Annotated in this window: 19 protein-coding genes and 1 other annotated feature; of the genes, 18 read left to right on the forward strand and 1 reads right to left on the reverse strand. The window is 43.2% G+C overall.

What is annotated here, in order from left to right; all coding sequences use genetic code 11:
- Window positions 1–55 precede the first annotated feature (55 nt).
- The 9 genes from AC4HAL_RS03170 to mmuM all read left to right on the forward strand — a co-directional run bounded on the left by AC4HAL_RS03170 (window position 56) and on the right by mmuM (window position 9,271).
- Window positions 56–808: a hypothetical protein gene (locus tag AC4HAL_RS03170; RefSeq protein WP_491092944.1), complete on the forward strand. Its 753-nt coding sequence runs from the start codon at window positions 56–58 to the stop codon at window positions 806–808.
- 173 nt (window positions 809–981) lie between these two features.
- The gene (locus AC4HAL_RS03175) at window positions 982–1,284 is read left to right on the forward strand and encodes a helix-turn-helix domain-containing protein (RefSeq protein ID WP_491092945.1); all 303 of its coding nucleotides are present in this window, start codon (window positions 982–984) and stop codon (window positions 1,282–1,284) included.
- A 55-nt stretch (window positions 1,285–1,339) separates the two neighbouring features.
- Window positions 1,340–2,314 (forward strand): Fic family protein, encoded by a 975-nt coding sequence (locus AC4HAL_RS03180; protein ID WP_491092946.1) that lies wholly within the window; start codon window positions 1,340–1,342, stop codon window positions 2,312–2,314.
- 114 nt (window positions 2,315–2,428) lie between these two features.
- Complete coding sequence (locus AC4HAL_RS03185) at window positions 2,429–4,033, forward strand: type I restriction-modification system subunit M (protein WP_491092947.1); 1,605 nt, start codon at window positions 2,429–2,431, stop codon at window positions 4,031–4,033.
- Window positions 4,034–4,144: 111 nt separating this feature from the next.
- Window positions 4,145–4,393 carry a type II toxin-antitoxin system RelB family antitoxin gene (gene relB / locus AC4HAL_RS03190; protein WP_491092948.1) on the forward strand — a complete coding sequence of 83 codons (249 nt, stop codon included), beginning with the start codon at window positions 4,145–4,147 and terminating at the stop codon, window positions 4,391–4,393.
- Entirely contained in the window at window positions 4,386–4,640 is a 255-nt protein-coding gene (locus AC4HAL_RS03195; RefSeq protein ID WP_491092949.1) for a type II toxin-antitoxin system RelE family toxin, read from the forward strand. The genes relB and AC4HAL_RS03195 overlap by 8 nt, the downstream gene beginning before the upstream one ends.
- Window positions 4,641–5,177: 537 nt before the next feature.
- Window positions 5,178–6,545 (forward strand): FAD-dependent oxidoreductase, encoded by a 1,368-nt coding sequence (locus tag AC4HAL_RS03200; protein WP_491092950.1) that lies wholly within the window; start codon window positions 5,178–5,180, stop codon window positions 6,543–6,545.
- Window positions 6,546–6,935: 390 nt separating this feature from the next.
- Complete coding sequence (locus AC4HAL_RS03205; protein WP_447451346.1) at window positions 6,936–8,312, forward strand: amino acid permease; 1,377 nt, start codon at window positions 6,936–6,938, stop codon at window positions 8,310–8,312.
- A gap of 11 nt (window positions 8,313–8,323) precedes the next feature.
- The gene (gene mmuM / locus AC4HAL_RS03210; protein WP_491092951.1) at window positions 8,324–9,271 is read left to right on the forward strand and encodes a homocysteine S-methyltransferase; all 948 of its coding nucleotides are present in this window, start codon (window positions 8,324–8,326) and stop codon (window positions 9,269–9,271) included.
- Window positions 9,272–9,313: 42 nt separating this feature from the next.
- On the opposite strand, the gene AC4HAL_RS03215 is transcribed toward mmuM, so the two are convergent.
- A complete protein-coding gene (locus AC4HAL_RS03215; protein ID WP_491092952.1) occupies window positions 9,314–10,489 on the reverse strand; it encodes an MFS transporter in 1,176 nt (391 codons plus the stop codon).
- Between the two features lie 399 nt (window positions 10,490–10,888).
- Window positions 10,889–11,052: a sequence feature (ribosomal protein L10 leader region), on the forward strand.
- Between the two features lie 26 nt (window positions 11,053–11,078).
- Here AC4HAL_RS03215 and rplJ point away from each other — a divergent pair.
- The 9 genes from rplJ to AC4HAL_RS03260 all read left to right on the forward strand — a co-directional run bounded on the left by rplJ (window position 11,079) and on the right by AC4HAL_RS03260 (window position 20,341).
- Window positions 11,079–11,585, forward strand: a complete 507-nt coding sequence (gene rplJ, locus AC4HAL_RS03220) for a 50S ribosomal protein L10 (protein ID WP_491092953.1) — start codon at window positions 11,079–11,081, stop codon at window positions 11,583–11,585.
- A gap of 71 nt (window positions 11,586–11,656) precedes the next feature.
- The gene (gene rplL, locus AC4HAL_RS03225; protein WP_491092954.1) at window positions 11,657–12,028 is read left to right on the forward strand and encodes a 50S ribosomal protein L7/L12; all 372 of its coding nucleotides are present in this window, start codon (window positions 11,657–11,659) and stop codon (window positions 12,026–12,028) included.
- A gap of 616 nt (window positions 12,029–12,644) precedes the next feature.
- Window positions 12,645–13,313 (forward strand): sugar transferase, encoded by a 669-nt coding sequence (locus tag AC4HAL_RS03230; RefSeq protein ID WP_491092955.1) that lies wholly within the window; start codon window positions 12,645–12,647, stop codon window positions 13,311–13,313.
- 43 nt (window positions 13,314–13,356) lie between these two features.
- Entirely contained in the window at window positions 13,357–14,805 is a 1,449-nt protein-coding gene (locus tag AC4HAL_RS03235) for a flippase (protein ID WP_491092956.1), read from the forward strand.
- Window positions 14,806–14,814: 9 nt separating this feature from the next.
- Window positions 14,815–15,606: a DUF4422 domain-containing protein gene (locus tag AC4HAL_RS03240; protein WP_491092957.1), complete on the forward strand. Its 792-nt coding sequence runs from the start codon at window positions 14,815–14,817 to the stop codon at window positions 15,604–15,606.
- Window positions 15,607–15,665: 59 nt separating this feature from the next.
- A complete protein-coding gene (gene glf / locus AC4HAL_RS03245; RefSeq protein WP_491092958.1) occupies window positions 15,666–16,775 on the forward strand; it encodes a UDP-galactopyranose mutase in 1,110 nt (369 codons plus the stop codon).
- A 123-nt stretch (window positions 16,776–16,898) separates the two neighbouring features.
- Window positions 16,899–17,933 carry an acyltransferase gene (locus AC4HAL_RS03250; RefSeq protein ID WP_491092959.1) on the forward strand — a complete coding sequence of 345 codons (1,035 nt, stop codon included), beginning with the start codon at window positions 16,899–16,901 and terminating at the stop codon, window positions 17,931–17,933.
- Between the two features lie 168 nt (window positions 17,934–18,101).
- Window positions 18,102–19,457, forward strand: coding sequence for an O-antigen polymerase (locus AC4HAL_RS03255; RefSeq protein WP_491092960.1), 1,356 nt, complete (start codon window positions 18,102–18,104; stop codon window positions 19,455–19,457).
- A gap of 59 nt (window positions 19,458–19,516) precedes the next feature.
- On the forward strand, window positions 19,517–20,341 hold the full coding sequence (locus AC4HAL_RS03260; RefSeq protein ID WP_491092961.1) for a LicD family protein: 825 nt from the start codon (window positions 19,517–19,519) through the stop codon (window positions 20,339–20,341).
- Window position 20,342: the final 1 nt, after the last annotated feature.

Here is a 20,342-nt window from a genome sequence, read left to right on the forward strand (position 1 = left end):
ATATCTTCGCAAAAAATTGAATCCATTCCATTTAGTTTTTTAGAAAGACAAAACTATGGTATCAGTTACTCAGCGTATTAAACAAATCAAACAGCCTTATGGTGGTTACTTACCGCCTAAGTTATTTTCAGTTGATGAGCTGGCAGATGGTAAGGAACTTAGTAGTGAGGAAAATATTCACGCTTCGCTGGTGGGACTTTGTGTGGACTATCTGACACGGTTTATGAATGGTGCGCCGCTAGAAGAAGCTTTCAAGATTTCTTTACTTGGCGCTCTCATGATAGAGAAATCAGAGCTAGCTTCCGATTTGCTTTCTCAAATTACTGGTCTTGACGATACTTCTATTATCAGTGCCTGTCAGTTAGCTGGTTTTGATGTGGTCTATAGAGCAGGTCGGTCAGGATATAAACCTGTTGAAGAGATTGTGCCAGATGCGGCAACAATTTTAAATATCCGTATGATGGTGGAGAGAAGTCTGACCTTCTTTGAAAAGTATGGTCCGATTGTAAAAGATGGTTTTACCTTTGAAGGTGGCTACACTGATACCATTACTACTGGTGACGGTGATTTTTTAACAGCAGATACCCTGTGGGATTTTAAAGTCTCAAAAACCAAACCTAGTAAAAATCACACGCTTCAGCTATTAATCTATTATCTTATGGGGATACAATCCATTCATTCTGAATTTCAATCGATAGAAAAACTGGGGCTCTATAATCCAAGACAAAATAAAGTTTTCCGCTTGAATCTAGCTGATATTTCTGATGAGATTTTAGAGACAGTCCGAAAGGAAGTTATTGGCTACTAAAAAATCCGCTCATTTTTTGTAAGCGGATTGCGGGCTATCGGTAATAAGGTTATTCGTTACTAAGGTGCTTTAATAACTCAAAAGTATTTACCTTTAATAACTTTTAAGTTATAATATATAAAAAAGAAGTTACCCAATGCACGATGATAAGTAAAGAAAAGAGGCCTAGAAGAATGATTAAGAACAATCCAGCTATTGGCAGACGCTGGGAAGAGGTTCAAGAGAAGCTCTTTACGCCAGAGGAGATTCGTGAGAGTGATTTAAGGGTGGCTGTCATGCTTGAGCTTATTAAAGCCAGGCAGGAAAAAGGCATCAGTCAAAAGAAATTGGAGCAGCTCAGCGGTGTTAGCCAGCCTGTGATTGCTAGGATGGAAGCTGGGAAAACCAGTCCGCAACTCGATACAGTTTTGAAAGTGCTAGCCAGTCTTGGAAAGACTTTAGCTGTTGTACCCTTGGAACAGAAAGAGAGTCATTAGTAGCACTGAGACTAGAAAGAGCTGTCCCCAAACTAGTTTTTAGAAAGGAGTGCCTATGCAGCCCTCATACCGTATTACTGAAAAGATGTTGAACCAGGTTCAGCGGATTTCGGAGCTGACGACCCAGCTTGCCTTGGAGCGGCGGGAGTTGCACCTGCGTAAGGAAAATCGGGTTCGCTCGATCCAGTCCTCCCTAGCCATTGAAAATAATAGTCTGAGTTTGGAACAGGTGACGGCTGTGATTGACGGTAAGCGCGTGCTTGGTCCACCCAAGGATATTCATGAGGTGGAAAATGCCTATGAAGCTTATGAGCGTGCTTTTAGACTAGATCCTTACCGTCTGGAGGATTTCTTAGAAGCGCACAGACTGCTGACCAAGGATTTGGTTAAGCATGTTGGTCAGTTTCGCACTGGTGATGTTGGTGTCTATGACAGCACAGGTCACGTAGTGCATGTCGGTGCCCGTCCTCAGTTTGTGCCTGCTTTAGTTGAGGAGTTATTTGCATGGGCAAAAGCCAGCAGCGTGTCGGATTTTGTCAAATCTTGTGTGGTTCACTTTGAGTTGGAAATTATCCATCCCTTTGAGGATGGTAATGGACGCATGGGACGTCTCTGGCAGAGTCTGATTCTCAGTCAGTCCAATCCCATCTTTGAGTGGCTGCCTGTTGAGTCGGCGATTTACCATCATCAGCAAGGCTATTACGATGCCCTCACCCTCAGCAATCAAGCAAATGATTCAACTGTCTTCATCGAGTTCATGCTGGATGCTATTTTAGAGACCTTGCAGGAATACCAGACAGCCCAGCCTACCAGCTCCGTAACGTTAAAACCTAAAGAAGAAGCCGTCTGGCAAAAAATCAGAACCTACCTCCTTGAACAGGGTGTCATTACCACTTCCCTAGCACAAGACTTGATTGGCCTGAGTGAAGCCAGTACCCGTCGCTATTTGTCTTTGTTTGTTCAAAAGGATTTACTGACAGTAGAAGGATCGACACGTGACAGGCATTATAAGCTGCCACTCCCTCACTAAAAAATCCGCTCATAATCCGCTTAAAATCCGCTCATTTTTGTGAGCGGATTGCGAGATATTTCTGGTAACAAGTATTTTTGCTATTGACAATGAATTTAAATTAGAAAGACAATTATGACTGAAACAGCCCCTACCTCACAAGCCCTTTATCAGGCACTTTGGAATTCGGCGGATATCCTCCGCTCCAAGATGGATGCTAATGAGTACAAGTCCTATCTCTTAGGTCTAGTCTTTTACAAGTATCTCTCAGACAAGATGCTTTTTGAAGTCGCTAAGACTATGCAGGAGCCGACCGATGATTTGGAGCAGGCGCTTGAGCTTTACCGCAAGTATTATGCGGATGAGGAGACTCATGAGGATCTGATCGATATCCTCATGGATCAGCAATCTTACGTCATTGAGCCCGATCTGACCTTTACGGCTCTGATCACTGCCATCAATGACGGGACCTTCCAGCTGGAGTCCCTAGCCCAAGGCTTTCGCAATATCGAGCGCAGTGATGACCTTTTTGAAAATCTCTTTGAGGACATTGACCTCTATTCCAAAAAGTTGGGCGCAACGCCGCAGAAGCAGAATCAAACCATTGCCAGTGTCATGAAGGAGCTGGCTGATCTGGATCTCGCCGGTCATGCCGGTGATATGCTGGGCGATGCTTATGAGTACCTGATTGGCCAGTTCGCCTCGGACTCAGGTAAAAAAGCCGGCGAGTTTTACACGCCTCAGCCTGTAGCCAAGCTCATGACCCGCATTGCCCTGCAGGGGCGTGAAGACAGGCAGGGTTTTAGCCTCTATGACCCCACCATGGGCTCTGGCTCCTTGCTGCTCAATGCCAAGAAGTACAGCCGCCAGCCAAACACAGTGACTTACTATGGTCAGGAGCTCAATACCTCGACCTACAACCTGGCTCGTATGAACATGATTCTGCATGCTGTCCCTGTTGAAAACCAGCACCTCAACAACGGTGACACACTGGATGCCGACTGGCCGGATGAGGAGCCGACTAACTTTGACGGCGTCCTCATGAATCCCCCTTACTCAGCCAAGTGGTCTGCGGACTCTGGTTTCCTAGAGGATCCTCGCTTTTCGCCTTATGGTAAGCTAGCGCCCAAGTCCAAGGCTGACTTTGCTTTTCTCCTGCATGGCTATTACCATCTCAAGCAGGACGGCGGGGTCATGGCTATCGTCTTACCTCATGGGGTGCTCTTTCGTGGCAATGCTGAAGGGCAGATTCGCCAGCACCTCCTAGAGGAAGGGGCTATCGATACGGTTATCGGTCTGCCGGCCAATATCTTCTTTAATACCAGCATTCCGACCACGGTCATTATTCTTAAGAAAGACCGTACCAATCGTGATGTCTACTTTATCGATGCCTCAAAAGAGTTTGACAAGGGCAAGAATCAGAACATCATGACCGATAGCCATATCGAGAAGATTCTGGACGCTTATACCCAGCGACGTGATATGGACAAGTTTGCCCATCTAGCCAGCTTCGAGGAGATCGTCGAAAACGACTACAATCTCAATATTCCCCGCTATGTCGATACCTTTGAGGAAGAAGCAGTTGCCCCGCTGCCAGATATCATGGCCGACATAAGCAAGACCAACCAAACCATCACTGAGAAATCCGCCCAGTTGGAAAACCTACTCAAAGACCTGCGCGGTACCACCCCGGAAGCACAAGCCGAGCTAGACGAGTTTTTGAAAAGGTTGAAACTGTAATCTGGATACAGCTATTAGTCATTTTATAATGGCTCCACCTTCTACCTTTGGAGATTGACTTTTATCAAATCAAGTAATACAATGGTATTACCGAGAGGATAGGAGGAAATTATGGCAACCATTACATTGAAAGTCTCTGAAGCAGATAAAACATTTATGAAAGCCATGGCAAAGTTTGAAGGGGTCTCCCTGTCTGAATTGATCCGCAACAAGACCTTAGAATCCCTAGAGGATGAATACGATGCCCATGTCGGTGAGTTAGCCTATCAAGAGTATCTAGATGACCTCAAGGCAGGTCATGAGCCAATGAGCTGGGAGGATATGCTAGCTGAACTTGATTTGGAGGATGATCTTGTATAAGTTGGTTCCGACTAAAAGGTTTATCAAACAGCTTAAAAAGTTAGATAAGTTTACGCAAAAGCGAATCACAACTTACTTATCCTCACATGCTCTGGATGAGCCAAGGCAGTACGGAAAGGCTCTTAGTGCTAATCGCACCGGTCAATGGCGGTATCGCATTGGTGATTATCGGGTCATCTGTCAGATTCAAGACCAGGAATTGATCGTATTAGCCTTGTCAGTTGGCCACCGACGCGATATTTACTGAGTTTTCAAGATAGAGAATCACTGGCGCCAGAAAGCTGGTGTTTTTTCTTTTCGTTAGTGTCTGATTATTTCTGACTGGATAAGCAGACTCCTTCAAATTTATAATCCAATTGTTTGAAATCCCATACTGGGAGCAGTAAAATAAGGGCGTAGTGGAGAGCGGTTACTTTTCACTGCGGCACAGCTGAAATCCTACTAGGAGATTGGCTTTTTGCATCACGTAAACTTAACGAGAGGCTAGCTCAAACCTCTGCCGAATCTTGAGAATTGCGACACTTCGAACCTACGGTCGATCGTACCGAAGGTTCGAAGTTAGTAATTGGCATAGCAAACTACCATAGTAGTTTGTGTAGTAGAGCAAGACCTAAGGTCTTAGCGATACTTTGTCAATTGAACACGAAGCTAATCTCTTCGGAAAAAAGATCGACTTCCTTGTGTCCAAGGACACAGCGTCTGTCGCCTATTTTTCGGTCAGAGATTTTCGCTAAGCGAATCGCTTCTTTGTATCTTATTTTGTATTTTATCAGGAGGTCTATATATGGATAAGCAGAAAGTTGTCATTGTCGGAGCATCGCACGGTGGTCATGAATCCGCCATTGAATTGCTGGATCAGTATCAGAATCTGGATGTCACCATCTATGAGGCAGGGGATTTTGTCTCCTTTATGTCCTGCGGAATGGAACTCTACCTCAAGGATGAGGTGACAGCCAAGGATGATGTTCGCAATTTTGCGCCGGCTGATTTGGAAGCAAAAGGCGGTAAGATTTTTAACAACCACCAAGTCACCGCCATTCACCCAGAGCAAAAGACCGTGACGGTCAAGGATACGCACTCGGGTCAGTCCGAGGAAGTAGACTATGATAAATTGATTTTGAGCTCTGGTGTCCGTCCAGTCAGTCTGCCGGTTGAAGGAGCTGGCCTTGATTATATCTACCTCATGCGCGGGTATGATTGGGCGACTAAAATCAAGGAAGCTCTAGAATCACCCGCTATTCAAAATGTTGTCGTCATTGGTGCTGGCTACATCGGCCTAGAAGCTGTCGATGTTTTTGCCAGTCGAGGCAAGCAGGTTAGCTTGGTTGATGTGATTGACCGACCACTAGGAACCTACCTCAATCCTGAATTAGCTGATCTGGTAGCAGACGAGCTTAAGCGTCACGATGTTGACCTCTATATGAATGCCAAGGTCGAGCGCTTCCAAGGCGCCGACAAGGTCCAAACAGTCGTCACTGACAAGGGAGAAATCAAAGCTGATCTGGTGATCGTCGCAGCAGGAGTTCAGCCTAACACCGACTGGCTGCAGGGAACGGTTGATCTAGAATCACGTGGCTTTATCAAGATTGATGAATATTTCCGCACGAATCTGCCTGATGTCTATGCCGTTGGGGATGCTGTTCAGCCTCTGTCCATTCCTGCCGGTAAGCCTATGCCGATTGCTCTTGCAACAACAGCTCGGCGTGAAGCCCAGTATCTGGTCAAACATCTCTTTGAAGCTAAACCTAGCCAAGCTTTTGCGGGAGTTGTCGGTTCCTCTGCTCTCAGTGTCTTTGACTATCATTTTGCAACTAGTGGTCTCAATGCCTTTACGGCAGAACGAGCAGGTGTCTCTTACAAGACTAGTTTCTACCATGACCGTCTGCGTCCGGCCTATATTCCTGATGACCATAATCCCGAGGTTTATGTCAGCCTAACCTATAATCCTCTGACCCATCAGATTTTGGGCGGGGCTGTGCTGTCCTCCTATGATGTCACAGCTCAGGGTAATGTTCTATCGCTGGCTGTCGGTCACAAGATGACCTTGGAAGATCTGGCTCAGGCTGATTTCTTCTTCCAACCAGGATTTGACCGCCAGTGGAGCCTGCTCAATCTGGCAGCTCAGCATGCTTTGGATTTAGCACCTTTCTGATTAGGGTTCTAGGAAGCTTACCCTGAGTAAATTAGCCTGAGCGACTTAGCCCTAGCCTAATAAGTTAGACTGACTTAGGTATGCTAGCTCGTGATAGGGTTGGCGGCCAAGTCTCGTGATCTTGACCGATGCTAAATTGGGCTAGGTGGTTATTCTTGTTGATAATCCACCGCCCACGGAAAAAGGCAACCGATAAAGCCGGCCTCCTATCACAGCAGCGTGTGCAGCTATAAATAGACAAAGAAAGAAGCAGCAGAGGCTGGTCTTGAAGAACAGGGCTCTTCTGCTTTTTCTATAGTCTCTTTCTATACCGCGTGATAAAAAAATTCAATGGTTCTGGTGTCTCAAAACTGTGGTATGATTAAGGGACAAGAATTTTTTGGAGGCCCTATGGAAAATCACAATTTTGAAAATGAAGGTCAGTTCCAGCGTAAGATGAGCAGCCGACATCTGCAGATGCTATCAATCGGTGGTATCATCGGTACTGGTCTCTTCCTGAGTTCTGGCTATGCCATTGCTCAGGCAGGTCCGCTTGGTTCGGTCTTGTCCTATCTCTTTGGCTCTGTCATGGTCTATCTGATCATGTTTTCTTTAGGAGAGCTAGCCGTAGCCATGCCGGTTACAGGCTCTTTTCATACCTATGCGACCAGATTCATCAGTCCGGGGACTGGCTTTACTGTTGCCTGGTCTTACTGGCTTTGCTGGACTGTAGCTCTGGCATCCCAGTTCATCGGAGCGGCTAACCTCATGCTGCGTTGGTTCCCCGGCGTGCCTGTCTGGGTTTTTGCGACTGGTTTTGCAGCTTTAGTTTTTTTGGTCAATAGTTTGAACGTCAAGTGGTTTGCTGAGACTGAGTATTACTTTTCTAGTATCAAAGTCTATGCCATTATTCTCTTTATCCTATTAGGAGGGCTAGCAATTTTTGGGATACTTCCATATGAGGGAAGTCATCAGGCACCACTCTTGACTAATTTCGTCAAAGACGGGCTCTTTCCCAAAGGTCTCTTAGGAGTCATCACTGTGATCCTATCGGTCAACTATGCCTTTTCAGGGATTGAGTTGATCGGAGTGGCTGCAGGAGAGACTGACAATCCTAAAAAAGAGATTCCCTTTGCCATTAAGTCTACTATTGGACGCTTGGTGTTCCTCTTTTGTCTGACTATGGCAGTGCTAGCAGCCTTGATGCCAGCGAGTCAGGCGGGTGTCGTAGAAGCGCCCTTTGTCGTCGTGTTTGACAAGATTGGGATCCCTTTTGCAGCAGATCTGATGAACTTTGTCATTCTGACTGCTATTTTGTCCGCAGCTAATTCTGGACTTTATGCCTCTGGCCGCATGCTCTGGTCACTAGCCAATGAAGGCATGATCAGTAAGAATATCGTCCGTATTAATGATAACGGTGTGCCAATGCGCGCCATGATCCTCTCAATGATCGGTGTTGTGATTGCTTTGATTGCCAGTATCTATTATGAAAAGACTATTTTCTTAGCCCTAGTATCAATTGCGGGATTTGCCGTTGTGGTGGTTTGGCTATCAATCCCGATCGCCCAGATCAACTTTCGCAAGCGTTGGCTCAAAGAGCATCGCTTGGATGAATTGGACTACAAAACACCACACAGCCCGATACTGCCTTATCTAACAATCCTTCTCCTTATCGTTTCTATCATCGGAATCGCTTGGGATCCCTCTCAAAGAGCCGGCCTTTATTTTGGCGTCCCCTTTGTCATTCTTTGCTACATTTATCATTTTATCCGCTTTAAAAAGTGGTAGAAAGGACACTTATGGGAACATTTCAATCATTACTACAATCACAGGATTATATTATCTTGCACGGTGCCTTGGGGACCGAGTTGGAGTACCGAGGGCATGATGTTTCCGGTAAACTCTGGTCGGCCAAGTATCTCCTAGAAAATCCTGATTATATCCAAGATATCCATGAAACCTATCTGCGAGCCGGCAGCGATATTGTGACAACCTCCAGCTATCAGGCAACCCTACCCGGACTTTTGGATTACGGGCTCAGTCAAGAAAAGGCTGAAACAGTCATCGCCCTGACTGTCACCCTAGCCAAGCAGGCTCGCGATAAGGTTTGGAATGAACTTAGCGACCAAGAAAAAGCCAAGCGTCCCTTTCCTTTGATCAGCGGAGATGTGGGGCCTTACGCAGCTTATCTGGCCGATGGCTCCGAATATACGGGACAGTACGGCTCTATCACAAAAGAGGCACTCAAGGACTTCCACCGTCCGCGAATTGCACTCTTGATCCAAGAAGGGGTAGACCTCATAGCTCTGGAGACCATACCCAATTTCCTTGAAGCACAGGCTCTCAGTGAACTTTTGGCTGAAGAATTTCCAGAAGTCGAGGCTTATATGAGCTTCACCTCGCAGGATGGACAGACAATTTCGGATGGTACAGATATTGCAACAGTTGCTGAGCTCGTGAATGCTAGTTCACAGATTTTAGCTGTGGGACTGAATTGTAGTTCACCCAATGTCTATCATGAGTTTCTGAGTCGGCTGAGACAGTGCACTCAAAAGCCCCTTGTCACCTATCCCAATTCTGGTGAAGTTTATGATGGAGCCAGTCAAACGTGGACTCAATCGGCTGACCATTCTCACAGTCTATTAGAAAATACTAAAGACTGGCACAAACTTGGTGCCAAGGTTGTTGGAGGCTGCTGTCGTACGCGACCGCAGGATATTGAAGTCCTATCTGGAAATCTTAGGTAAAGAACAATCGCCTTCCCCTGCAGGAAGGCGATTGATTGTTTCTTATAAAATTTTATCGACTCTCTCAAAGGTAACCAGAGCCCCGCTTACAATGACTGTAACCAAGGCTAGAATCCACAGCAGTGCATCCCATGTTCCAAAAATTTCCTGACTGTAGCCGAGGACAATGGGGCCAATTGAGGCTAAGAGATAACCGCCAGTTTGAACCATTCCTGAAAGGCGAGCCGTATTTTGAGCATGGCTTGTTTTGAGATTGAAACTAACCAACATATAGGGAAATAACGCAGCTACTGACAAACCTAGGCTGATATGACCGATTGCCCAAAGAAAATAATCAGCTGGCGAAAGCAGCAGGATAGCCAACCCCAATATGGTCAGCCCAACAAAACCAAGCATGATCGCGGTTCTTGCTCGACGTTTTTGTCGGCTTACCAAGGAGGGGATTGTCAGAGACATGGGCAGACTGACCAGATTGTAGAGGCCAAGCAGGGAGCCTGCCTGATCAGCCGACATACCAGAAGCTTGTGATAGTGTCGGCAGCCAGGTTAACTCTGTATAAAAGAGCAGAGACTGCAGGCCTCCGAAGACCAACATAGCAAGGGCGTAGGGGTTTTTCCAGAGATTTTGCGAGTGGCTGTTTTCTCCTTGTGCGCTTTCTTTTTGGATTTGACGAGGATTTCTGGTATTGGGCAGCCAAAGGATGAAGCCTAACAGGATAATACCTGACAGCAGGAGAATAAAACCACGCCAGCTAAAAACACTCGATATTGGGGAAGCTAAAGAGGTCAGGATAGTAGAAGAGAGCCCCATAACGCTGGTATAAAGCGTAGTGTAGGCACCAGCCTTGTGGGGAAAATAAGTAGCGACAATACTGGGGAGCAAGACATTGACACAAGCAATGGTTGCTCCGATTAGGATGGTTCCTAGATAGAGGGTAGGTAATGAGATAATACGAAGCGCTGACCCCATTGCCATGATTAGAAGTACCACAGCAATCAGCCGCTCAAGACCAAAGACGCGCGCCAGTTTAGGGGCTAGCGAAGAAAAAATTGCAAACATGAGCAGCGGAATAGAAGTCAAGGCCCCTAGTGAGCTGACAGATACCCCCAGACTTTTAGCGATATCAGGTAGGATAGTTGGAATAGTGGTAAATGGAGAACGCATAGCAATCCCCAGCATCATCAAGCCTATAATAATCCAGAATATTCGTTTTTTCATTACAAAACTCCGTGTTCAATTATTAAGATACAAAGGGCGTCAAAAGCGACTAGGATTTTAGGAAGATGACGCTGTGTCTTTGGACACAAGGAAGTCGGTCTTTTTTCCGAAGAGATTAGCTTCATGTTCAATTGGCAAAGTATCGCTAAGACCTTAGGTCTTGCTCTACTACACAAACTACTATGGTAGTTTGCTATGCCAATTACTAACTTCGAACCTTCGGTGCGATCGACCGTAGGTTCGAAGTGTCGCAATTCTCAAGATACAGCAGGATTGTTATCTAAGCACTTCCATCATATCAAAATCAGACGAGCTTTTCACCCTAGTCTAAGAAAGATTTTTCATTTTATTTTATACGTAAGCCTTGACACTTATTTAGATCCATGTTAGTATAATGCTTAGGTTTTATATAACCGACCTAAGACAGCAGGGGAGTTCAACTCATAAACATCCTGCCGAGGCACAAAAACGTAGGACTAAAAGACTCAGAAATTTTCTGGGCTGCTATAAAACGTATTTGTACTTTCGTGTCTGGGTTTGGATGCGATTTTTTTCGTTTCCAGACAAAATAATAACGGAGGTAAAACTAATGAGTGAAGCTATTATTGCAAAAAAAGCCGAACTGGTCGAAGTCGTTGCTGAAAAGATGAAAGCTGCTGCGGCTCTTGTGGTTGTTGATTCACGTGGTTTGACAGTTGAGCAAGACACTAATCTTCGTCGCTCACTTCGTGAAAGCGGTATTGAGCTGAAAGTGATCAAAAACTCAATCCTGTCACGTGCAGCTGAAAAAGCTGGTCTCGACGACATGAAAGACCTTTTTGTTGGACCATCTGCTATAGCCTTTTCAAACGAAGATGTTGTAGCACCAGCAAAAATCATCAACGACTTTGCAAAAGAAGCTGACGCACTTGAAATCAAGGGCGGTGCAATCGAAGGCGCTGTTTCTTCAAAAGAAGAGATCCAAGCATTGGCAACCCTGCCAAACCGCGAAGGTATGCTTTCTATGCTCCTTTCTGTACTTCAAGCGCCAGTGCGCAACGTTGCTTACGCTGTCAAGGCTGTTGCCGACAGCAAAGAAGAAGACGGTGCTGCTTAAGCAGTTCATCGCAATTGGTAGCCTAGAGCTACAGCCTATCTAAAACAAAAACATATTTGGAGGAAATGACAATGGCATTGAACATTGAAAACATTATTGCTGAAATTAAAGAAGCTTCAATCCTTGAATTGAACGATCTTGTAAAAGCTATCGAAGAAGAATTTGGTGTAACTGCAGCCGCTCCTGTAGCTGCAGCTGGCGCAGCTGGTACAGAAGATGCAGGTGCTGCTAAAGATTCATTTGATGTTGAATTGACTGCTGGCGGTGACAAGAAAGTTGCTGTTATCAAGGTTGTTCGTGAAATCACTGGCGAAGGTCTTAAAGAAGCTAAAGCTCTCGTTGACAATGCACCATCAGTACTTAAAGAAGGTGTAGCAGCAGCTGAAGCTGAAGAAATGAAAGCTAAGCTTGAAGAAGCTGGAGCAAGTGTAACTCTTAAATAATAGGGCCGCTGCTCAAATTGTTAAGCCATCACCATCTGGTGGTGGCTTTTTAGGTGCACTTGATTCATATGATATTGAGATACTGTGGAGGTTGGCACCGTCAGGTGATAGACGGCCAAAGCCTGCTGCCTAAAAAGAGAAAAGCAGCAAAGCTCTGAACCTTAAAATAAGAGAGCGAGGAAAATCAAAATTGTGATTTTATCATAATTACTGACTGAATCTCCCCTCCTTTTTTAAATTTTTTAGGAATTTTGTCTCGTAAATTATGATAAATAGAAGCTTAGACCTGTATAATGTAGAAGAATTCGCATTTTAGCAGGATGTCCTGATGCGACTTTTACTATGACGAGGCACTTTTTTTGACAGGTGATATATCGAATGAATTTTAAAGAAGAATACGTCCGCAGTAGCAGAGAGTCTTGGTCTAAGCAACCCTCATTTCTCCCCTATGCTAGACTGATGGCACTGAGATTTTTACTTAAAAATTTCAGTTTGGTGACATTGTAAAACGTATGTAAAAATGATAAAATGATAAGCGATATCGCTGTATTTTTAATATTATCTGGGAGAGTAATATCAGGGCATATTTTCTTAGAATAGGAAGTGATAAAAATTTATGGGAAATGGGCTAACATTGGAGCATGAAATAACAGCAAAACAAGGCATCTACAATCGCTATATCAAACGCAGTTTAGATATTGTGGTCGGTCTTGTCGGTACTGTTGTTTTTTTCTTGCCTTTAGCTGCTATCATTCTTTGCTGTTATTCATTTGGCAAGGACAAGGGGAGAGTTGTTTTTACCCAAGAGCGAATGGGGCTAAATGGCCAAACCTTTAAAATCATCAAATTCCGCTCTATGGTGGAAAATGCCGAAGAAATGCTCAAACAAGATAAAGAGCTCTATCAGAAATATCTGTCTAATGGTTATAAATTCCCTGAGGGCGAGGATCCCCGCTTAACTAAAATCGGTGGCTTTATCCGCAGGACAAGTTTGGATGAATTTCCTCAGTTTATCAATATTTTAAAGGGAGATATGAGTTTTGTTGGTCCTCGGCCAATCTTAGCTGCTGAACTCGAGGAATATACAGAGCAAGGAAAGAAAGAATTGCTGTCGGTGAAACCAGGTGCTACAGGCTGGTGGCAGGTTTCTGGACGCAGCGATGTTTTGTATCCTGAGCGTTGCCAGCTAGAACTTTATTATCCGCGGCATTTTTCTTTTAGATTAGATGTCAAAATAACTCTTTTGACGGTGAGACAAGTATTAAGCGGAAAGGGAGCTCACTGATGATAAAGATTTTGCCGATTGAGAAGAGAGTGGTGGAAAGCTGATGGCTGAAAAGAAGATTTCTGTTCAGATGAATATCATCATGAATTTCATTTTGACCATTTCGAATATTGTCTTTCCCTTAGTAACCTTCCCTTACGTCTCGCGGGTTCTTTTGCCGGTGGGGACTGGTAAGGTAGCCTTTGCGACCTCTATCGTGTCCTACTTTGCCATGATTGGGATGCTGGGCATTCCGACCTATGGCATTCGAGCCTGTGCCAAGGTGCGCGATGATAAGGAGCGGCTGTCCAAGACAGTTCAGGAGATTATGGTCATCAATGGCCTAGCCATGGCGCTATCGCTGACTGCTTATCTAGTCGCTATTGCTGCAGTCCCTCGCATGGCTCAGGATAGAACGCTGTTTATGATTAATATTGCTACCCTCGTTTTCAACTTAATCGGCTGCGAGTGGCTCTATAAGGCTTTGGAACAGTACGCTTACATTACTGTACGCTCGATCGTTCTTAAGTTCGTATCCTTGGCGCTGATGTTTCTGTTGGTTCACGATCAGGGAGATTATGTCATTTACGGAGCTATTACCATTCTGGCTAGTGTGGGATCGAATTTCTTTAACTTCATCAATCTGAGACGCCACCTCAAGCTTAAGTGGTATGCTAATATGGATCTGCGCCAGCATCTTCAGCCTATCTTTAGCTTTTTTATGATGACAGTAGCGACGACTATCTACACCAATCTGGATGCCGTCATGCTGGGCTTTATGAAGGGGGATGCGGCTGTGGGTTATTACAATGCCTCGGTCAAAATCAAGGCTATCTTGGTCAGTCTTGTAACATCGATGGGCAGTGTTCTCTTGCCTCGTCTGTCTTACTATGTTAAGCATGAGCGTAAAGAGGAATTTTATCGCCTGAGCGTGAAGTCCCTGCAGTTTATTGGTTTTATTGCGATTCCGCTCTGGGTCTATTTTACCCTCTTTGCTAAGCAGGGCATCTATTTCCTGTCAGGGACGAGCTACACAGGCTCTATCCTGCCCATGCAGCTGATTATGCCGACGCTCTTTTTGATCGGCCTATCCAATCTCTTGGGAATCCAGATTTTGGTGCCGACCGAACGGGAAAATGAGGTGCTCAAATCAGTGGCTCTAGGTGCAGTAGTCGATCTCATCATCAATATCATCTGCATTCCTCGTTTTGGCGCAGCAGGAGCAGCCTTTGGCACTCTGGTGGCCGAGACCTTTGTCACTGCCTACCAAATCTATGTGCTGCGTGATTTTCTCAGAGAGATTTTATCTCAGCTGCACTACTATAAAAACTTCCTAGCGACACTTTTAGCGAGTTTAGCAGCTCTAGCGCTCTATATAGGGCTCTTGAGCGGAGCCTCAAATTTTCTTATCTTGGCTGTAACAGCGACTGTATTTGGATTGGTTTACGTCCTTGTCAGCCTTGTTATCAGGGATGATTTCATCCGCTATCTTTATCATTATTATAAGAAGTAAGGAGTATTTGTGAAAGACATTACGTTGCTTGTGGCGGCGCATAAACCTTTTGTCATGCCGCAGGATACCAAGCTTTATCTGCCGATCCAAGTCGGCGCTAAAGGCAAACCCAATATTGGTTACACGCCAGATGATAGAGGTGAGAACATCTCAGAGCGCAATCCATACTACAGCGAACTGACAGGGCTCTACTGGGCTTGGAAGAATCTGGATTGTGATTATCTGGGGCTGGTACACTATCGGCGGTATTTTGCTAAAGAGGGGGTGCGTTATAAGGAAGGTCTGGATATCAATCAGGCCATCCTCACGCAGGCTGACTGCGAGAAGCTCTTGGATCAGGCTGATGTCATTGTTCCTAAACGTCGTAAATACTATATCGAAACCCTTTATTCCCACTATGACCACACCTTTGACGGGGGGCATTTGGATGAGGCAAGGGCCATTATCGAGCAAATTCAGCCGGATTATCTGGCGGCCTTTGACCGCGTCATGCAGCAGCGCTCTGGCTACATGTTTAATATGTATCTGATGTCTAAGGCAAATTCGGATGCCTACTGTGCTTGGCTTTTTCCGATCTTGCAAGAGCTCTACCAAAGGATCGATACCAAGGTTCTAACAGCCTTTGAAGCCCGCCTCTTCGGCCGAGTCAGTGAGATCCTCTTCAATGTCTGGTTGGATAAGCAGGATCTCACCGTTAAAGAAGTGCCCTTTATCTACATGGAAAAGGTCAACCTGTGGAAGAAGGGGCTGTCCTTCCTGCAAGCCAAGTTCTTTGGTAAGAAATACGGAGCCAGTTTTTAAAAAGCAATCACTTTTTGTGCTTGTAGTAGATGAAATGAGTTTAATGAAAAGAGAATACGATGTCACAATATGATTATTTAGTTGTTGGTGCGGGTTTGTTTGGGGCTGTCTTTGCCCACGAAGCAGCCCTCAAGGGTAAGAGGGTCAAGGTCATTGAAAAGCGCGACCATATCGCTGGAAATATCTATACCAAGGAAGTGGAAGGGATCCAAGTACATGAGTACGGGGCTCATATCTTCCATACGTCTGACAAGGAAATCTGGGATTATGTCAACCAGTTTGCAGAGTTTAACCGCTACACCAACAGTCCCATTGCTAATTATAAGGGGGAAATCTACAATCTCCCCTTCAATATGAACACCTTCAACAAGCTCTGGGGTGTGGTGACACCGCAGGAGGCTCAGGCTAAGATTGATGAGCAGCGGGCGGTCCTAGGTGGTAAGAAACCTGAGAATCTCGAGGAACAGGCTATTTCGCTGGTAGGAACCGATATCTATGAAAAGCTGATTAAGGACTATACGCAGAAGCAGTGGGGCAAGCCAACGACGGAACTCCCTGCCTTTATCATCCGTCGTCTGCCGGTGCGCCTGACCTATGACAATAACTACTTCAATGATACCTATCAGGGGATCCCAATCGGGGGCTACACCCAGATTGTTGAGAAGATGCTGAATCATGACAATATTGATGTGGAGACAGGCGTTGACTTCTTCGCTAAAAAGGACCAATACTTGGCAAACTTCCCTAAGATTGTCTTTACTGGTATGATTGATCAGTTCTTTGATTACCAACTGGGTGAGCTGGAATACCGCAGCCTGCGCTTTGAGACAGAGATCCTCGATATGGAAAACTATCAGGGCAATGCGGTGGTCAACTATACGGATGCAGAGACACCGTACACACGGATCATTGAGCACAAGCATTTTGAGTTTGGCACCCAGTCCAAAACCATCATCACCAAGGAACATTCTAAGACATGGAGCCGTGGAGATGAACCCTACTATCCCGTCAACAACGACCGCAACAACCACCTCTACAAGGAATACAAGAAATTAGCTGACCAAGAAGGTCAGGTTATCTTCGGCGGCCGTCTGGGTCACTACCGTTACTACGACATGCACCAAGTCATTGCCGCTGCCCTGCAGTGCGTGAGAAGTGAAGTAGGGTAATTATCAGCAGCATAGATCAGATCTTAAAGGATAAGGTATCTACGATCTATCTTGCTATCTTATTATTCCTTGAAATTGACGCAAAAATCAATAAAAATTTGACCAGAAAAATTATGTACCTTTATGAACAGAACACAAAAAAGAAATTCCTCATTTGAATTATTAAGGATACTATCCATAGTAATGATTATTTTTCATCATTTTGCCATCCATGGGGATTTTACAATGGTGGGAGAAACAGACTCTCTCCTTGCTAGAATTTGGTATTATTTTATTATAATGGGTGGCAAAGTAGGTGTAAATATCTTTATTCTTATTTCCGCCTATTTTTTGAGTGCAAGTCAAAAGAAACTTAATTTATCAAAATTGGTAAAGTTTTGGGGACGGGTTATATTTTATTCTTTAACACTTTTAGCCTTAGGAGCAATCTTTGGCTCGGATCAAGTTGATATAAAATTTGTTATTAAATCTTTCTTGCCCATAACTTTTTCTATGTGGTGGTTTGCAACAAGTTACTTTATACTTTATCTTCTTCATCCCTTTATCAATAAGGGGTTGCAGCAGTTAAGCAAAACTAATTACCAGCAATTGTTAGCGGTGCTGATTACCATTTTCTCTCTGGTTCCCACTTTTTCAGGGACCACTCCTGACTATACAGAATTGACTTGGTTTTGTACACTGTATTGTATCGGCGGTTATATCCGAAAATTTGGCTTGTTAGAAAGTTTCAGCAAAAAGATTCTAACAGTATTTGTGACGCTTATTGTTTTGCTAAATCTTGTTGTTACAGTTATGCTTAGCTCTTTAACTGATAAATTTGGAGCCCTTCGAGAACACGTAATTTATCTCTACGATGAAAATAAGTTACCAATAGTGTTGATATCTGTATTATTGTTTCTAATCTTTAAGAAGATACAGTTATCTCACTCAAAAGTCATAAACACCATTGCTTCTACCAGTTTTGCCGTATATTTAATTCACGATCACCCGATTGTAAGACCGTTTCTATGGGAAGAGCTATTTCATGTGAATCAGTATCAAGACAGCTGGTTGATTATACCTGCGTCAATAGTGATTGTTCTATTAGTCTACAGTGCTTGTACCGCTATTGATTTAATAAGAAAAAGGATAATCCGCAGCAAAGTCCCCCTAAAATAAAAGGGTCTTCGTTAGTTGTGATTGGTAGTTTTTTTGATAACTGGGATTCGCGAGGATTTATCTCACTGTGGTAGGTACAAAATTTATTGATGCTACTTAAGAGAGTGTGTGAAGTAGGGTAAAATAAGTTTATTTGGAACATAAGGCGTAATCATAAAGGAGTCCACTATGCTAGTGCTAATTTTAGCAGTAACTTTATTCTTTTTACTTTTTAATTTTCGTTTAGTAAAAGGAGATATTTTCGATCCTTCAGTAGTTTTTTCTGCTATCTTCTTTGTTCAAGCGCTGATGTCACTAATTGCCTTGACCTATCTGGAACTGCATTTTCACGCGGAAGTGTTACTTATTCTTATTGTTTCCGAATTAATTTTTACTCTTTTCACTATTTACTTTAGGAGTAGAAGCAGTAGATTGGATAGAATTGATAAAAGTGTCGTATTAGACCAAAATACAAGCTACTTAACGATTCCTTCAGTGATCACAATTGTATTTATAGGACTAATGTTATATACGATTATGTTGCGAATTCAATATTTAAATCAATTTTCAGCTGCATTTGGATTACCAAACGGTAGTCTGTCTGAAAAAATTTCTTTATATGATAAAATTATAAAATTTAATCCAAAAATGTACCAAAGTGTTGGACTTTTTCCATCCAAAATATATAATTTATTAAATTTAGCTTCATATCTATATGCCTATCTAACTATCTATGTATTGGTCAACAATTGGATCTTAAAAAGAAAACCCAGATTATTACAGGTTTTAGCTCTGGTATTATTTTCTTTCTTATCATATCTGGGTGGAGGGCGAAGTGGGCTGTTTCGTTTAGTGACTTTTGCTGCTTTTGTAGCTTATGTTCTGTACCAAAAAAAACAGGGGAAATTTTCACTTAATAAGAAATTATTAAGTCGACTTTTGAGTGGGCTCGTTCTTTTGCTTATCCTTTTTATGGGAAGTATAAGCGTGTTCGGGCGTACGAATAATTATAATTCCTTCCATTATCTATATATTTATATTGGTGCACCTCTATATAATCTTGATGTATTCATCCATAATTTAAAACTGCCAATTCATCAGCCTTTTTGGGGGCAACAAACATTTATTAGTCTTTACAATTATATCTGGCCTAAAATAGGAGTTGAGCCAATACCTATTGAATTGCGATTTGTTAGATATAATGCTCAATATGGTTTAGGGAATGTTTATACTACATTTTATCAGTTCATCTATGATTTTGGTTTTTTAGGGTTTATCCCCCTTGTTACAATAATCGCTTGGTACTATACTAAGTTCTACAATCAAATAAAAGTGAAACCAGTAGCAAAAAAACGAGTTGATTTTAGAATTTTCATCTATGCTTATTTATTTAATGATCTCTTAATGCTAATGTTTTCTAACCGATTTTATGAAACAGTAATGAATCCTGGAACATTAAGATTCTTCGTGGCAAGCTATCTGTTATCATCCATCATATTTGAAAAGTCTATACGCATAGGAAAGTTAAAAATTAAGATATTGTAAAACGGATATCATATCATCCAAATTTTATCATTAATATCGAACCTCATATAGGAGTAGTCATGACACCAATTAAAAAAATACAAGAAAAAGAAATTGGTATTTTAAAAGAATTCATCCGTGTATGCGACAAGCATGGGTTGACTTATTATGCTCTAGGCGGTACTCTTCTTGGGGCAGTGCGTCACAAAGGATTTATTCCTTGGGATGATGATATTGATTTGGGAATGCCTCGTAAAGATTATGAAACTTTCATGCATTTGCCAGCTTCAGAGTTTCAACAAAACTACAGCCTAGTCAATGAGTATAATACCCCAGACTTTACAAAAGCTTTTATGAACCTACAAGATAAGAGTACTAAAATTGTAATGACATATAGTAATGAGGAAGACGAACAGTCACTTTGGATAGATATCTTCCCAATTGATGGTATGCCTAAATCCGTTCTCAAAAAAGCTATTCATGAAAAACGCTATCTTGTGTCACGAATGTTGGTTCAGCTATCACAATTTAATAAGATTGTGAATCAAAACAAGAACGACCGTCCCTTTGTGGAAAAAGTGATCATTAAGTTTGCTAAAATTTTTAAAATTGAAAAATGGCTTTCCTATGAAAAATGTCAACGTCGTTATATTAAGACGATTTCAACATATGATATGACGGAGTATTATGCTGGTAACTACGCTGGAGCTTATAAACTTCGTGAGTTAGTTCCTAGTGATTACTTTGGTAAAGGAAATGAGTTGGAATTTGAAACAATCAAAATTCATGTACCAGCCAAATACAAAGAATATCTGACTGCTATCTATGGGGAAAACTATATGCAACTACCACCAAAAGATAAGCGAGTTCCTCACCAGTATCGTATTATTAGTCTAGGAGAGTAAT

The organism is Streptococcus sp. ELY_125, assembly GCF_058314535.1.

Bases quoted from the DNA above. Each gene is read 5' to 3' on its own strand.
- relB (WP_491092948.1), top strand. From the start codon at position 4,145: ATGGCAACCATTACATTGAAAGTCTCTGAAGCAGATAAAACATTTATG.
- AC4HAL_RS03250 (WP_491092959.1), top strand. From the start codon at position 16,899: ATGAACAGAACACAAAAAAGAAATTCCTCATTTGAATTATTAAGGATA.
- AC4HAL_RS03215 (WP_491092952.1), bottom strand. From the start codon at position 10,489: ATGAAAAAACGAATATTCTGGATTATTATAGGCTTGATGATGCTGGGG.
- AC4HAL_RS03260 (WP_491092961.1), top strand. From the start codon at position 19,517: ATGACACCAATTAAAAAAATACAAGAAAAAGAAATTGGTATTTTAAAA.
- AC4HAL_RS03230 (WP_491092955.1), top strand. From the start codon at position 12,645: ATGGGAAATGGGCTAACATTGGAGCATGAAATAACAGCAAAACAAGGC.
- mmuM (WP_491092951.1), top strand. From the start codon at position 8,324: ATGGGAACATTTCAATCATTACTACAATCACAGGATTATATTATCTTG.
- AC4HAL_RS03200 (WP_491092950.1), top strand. From the start codon at position 5,178: ATGGATAAGCAGAAAGTTGTCATTGTCGGAGCATCGCACGGTGGTCAT.
- AC4HAL_RS03185 (WP_491092947.1), top strand. From the start codon at position 2,429: ATGACTGAAACAGCCCCTACCTCACAAGCCCTTTATCAGGCACTTTGG.
- AC4HAL_RS03205 (WP_447451346.1), top strand. From the start codon at position 6,936: ATGGAAAATCACAATTTTGAAAATGAAGGTCAGTTCCAGCGTAAGATG.
- rplJ (WP_491092953.1), top strand. From the start codon at position 11,079: ATGAGTGAAGCTATTATTGCAAAAAAAGCCGAACTGGTCGAAGTCGTT.
- AC4HAL_RS03175 (WP_491092945.1), top strand. From the start codon at position 982: ATGATTAAGAACAATCCAGCTATTGGCAGACGCTGGGAAGAGGTTCAA.
- AC4HAL_RS03255 (WP_491092960.1), top strand. From the start codon at position 18,102: ATGCTAGTGCTAATTTTAGCAGTAACTTTATTCTTTTTACTTTTTAAT.
- rplL (WP_491092954.1), top strand. From the start codon at position 11,657: ATGGCATTGAACATTGAAAACATTATTGCTGAAATTAAAGAAGCTTCA.
- AC4HAL_RS03235 (WP_491092956.1), top strand. From the start codon at position 13,357: ATGGCTGAAAAGAAGATTTCTGTTCAGATGAATATCATCATGAATTTC.
- AC4HAL_RS03170 (WP_491092944.1), top strand. From the start codon at position 56: ATGGTATCAGTTACTCAGCGTATTAAACAAATCAAACAGCCTTATGGT.
- glf (WP_491092958.1), top strand. From the start codon at position 15,666: ATGTCACAATATGATTATTTAGTTGTTGGTGCGGGTTTGTTTGGGGCT.
- AC4HAL_RS03180 (WP_491092946.1), top strand. From the start codon at position 1,340: ATGCAGCCCTCATACCGTATTACTGAAAAGATGTTGAACCAGGTTCAG.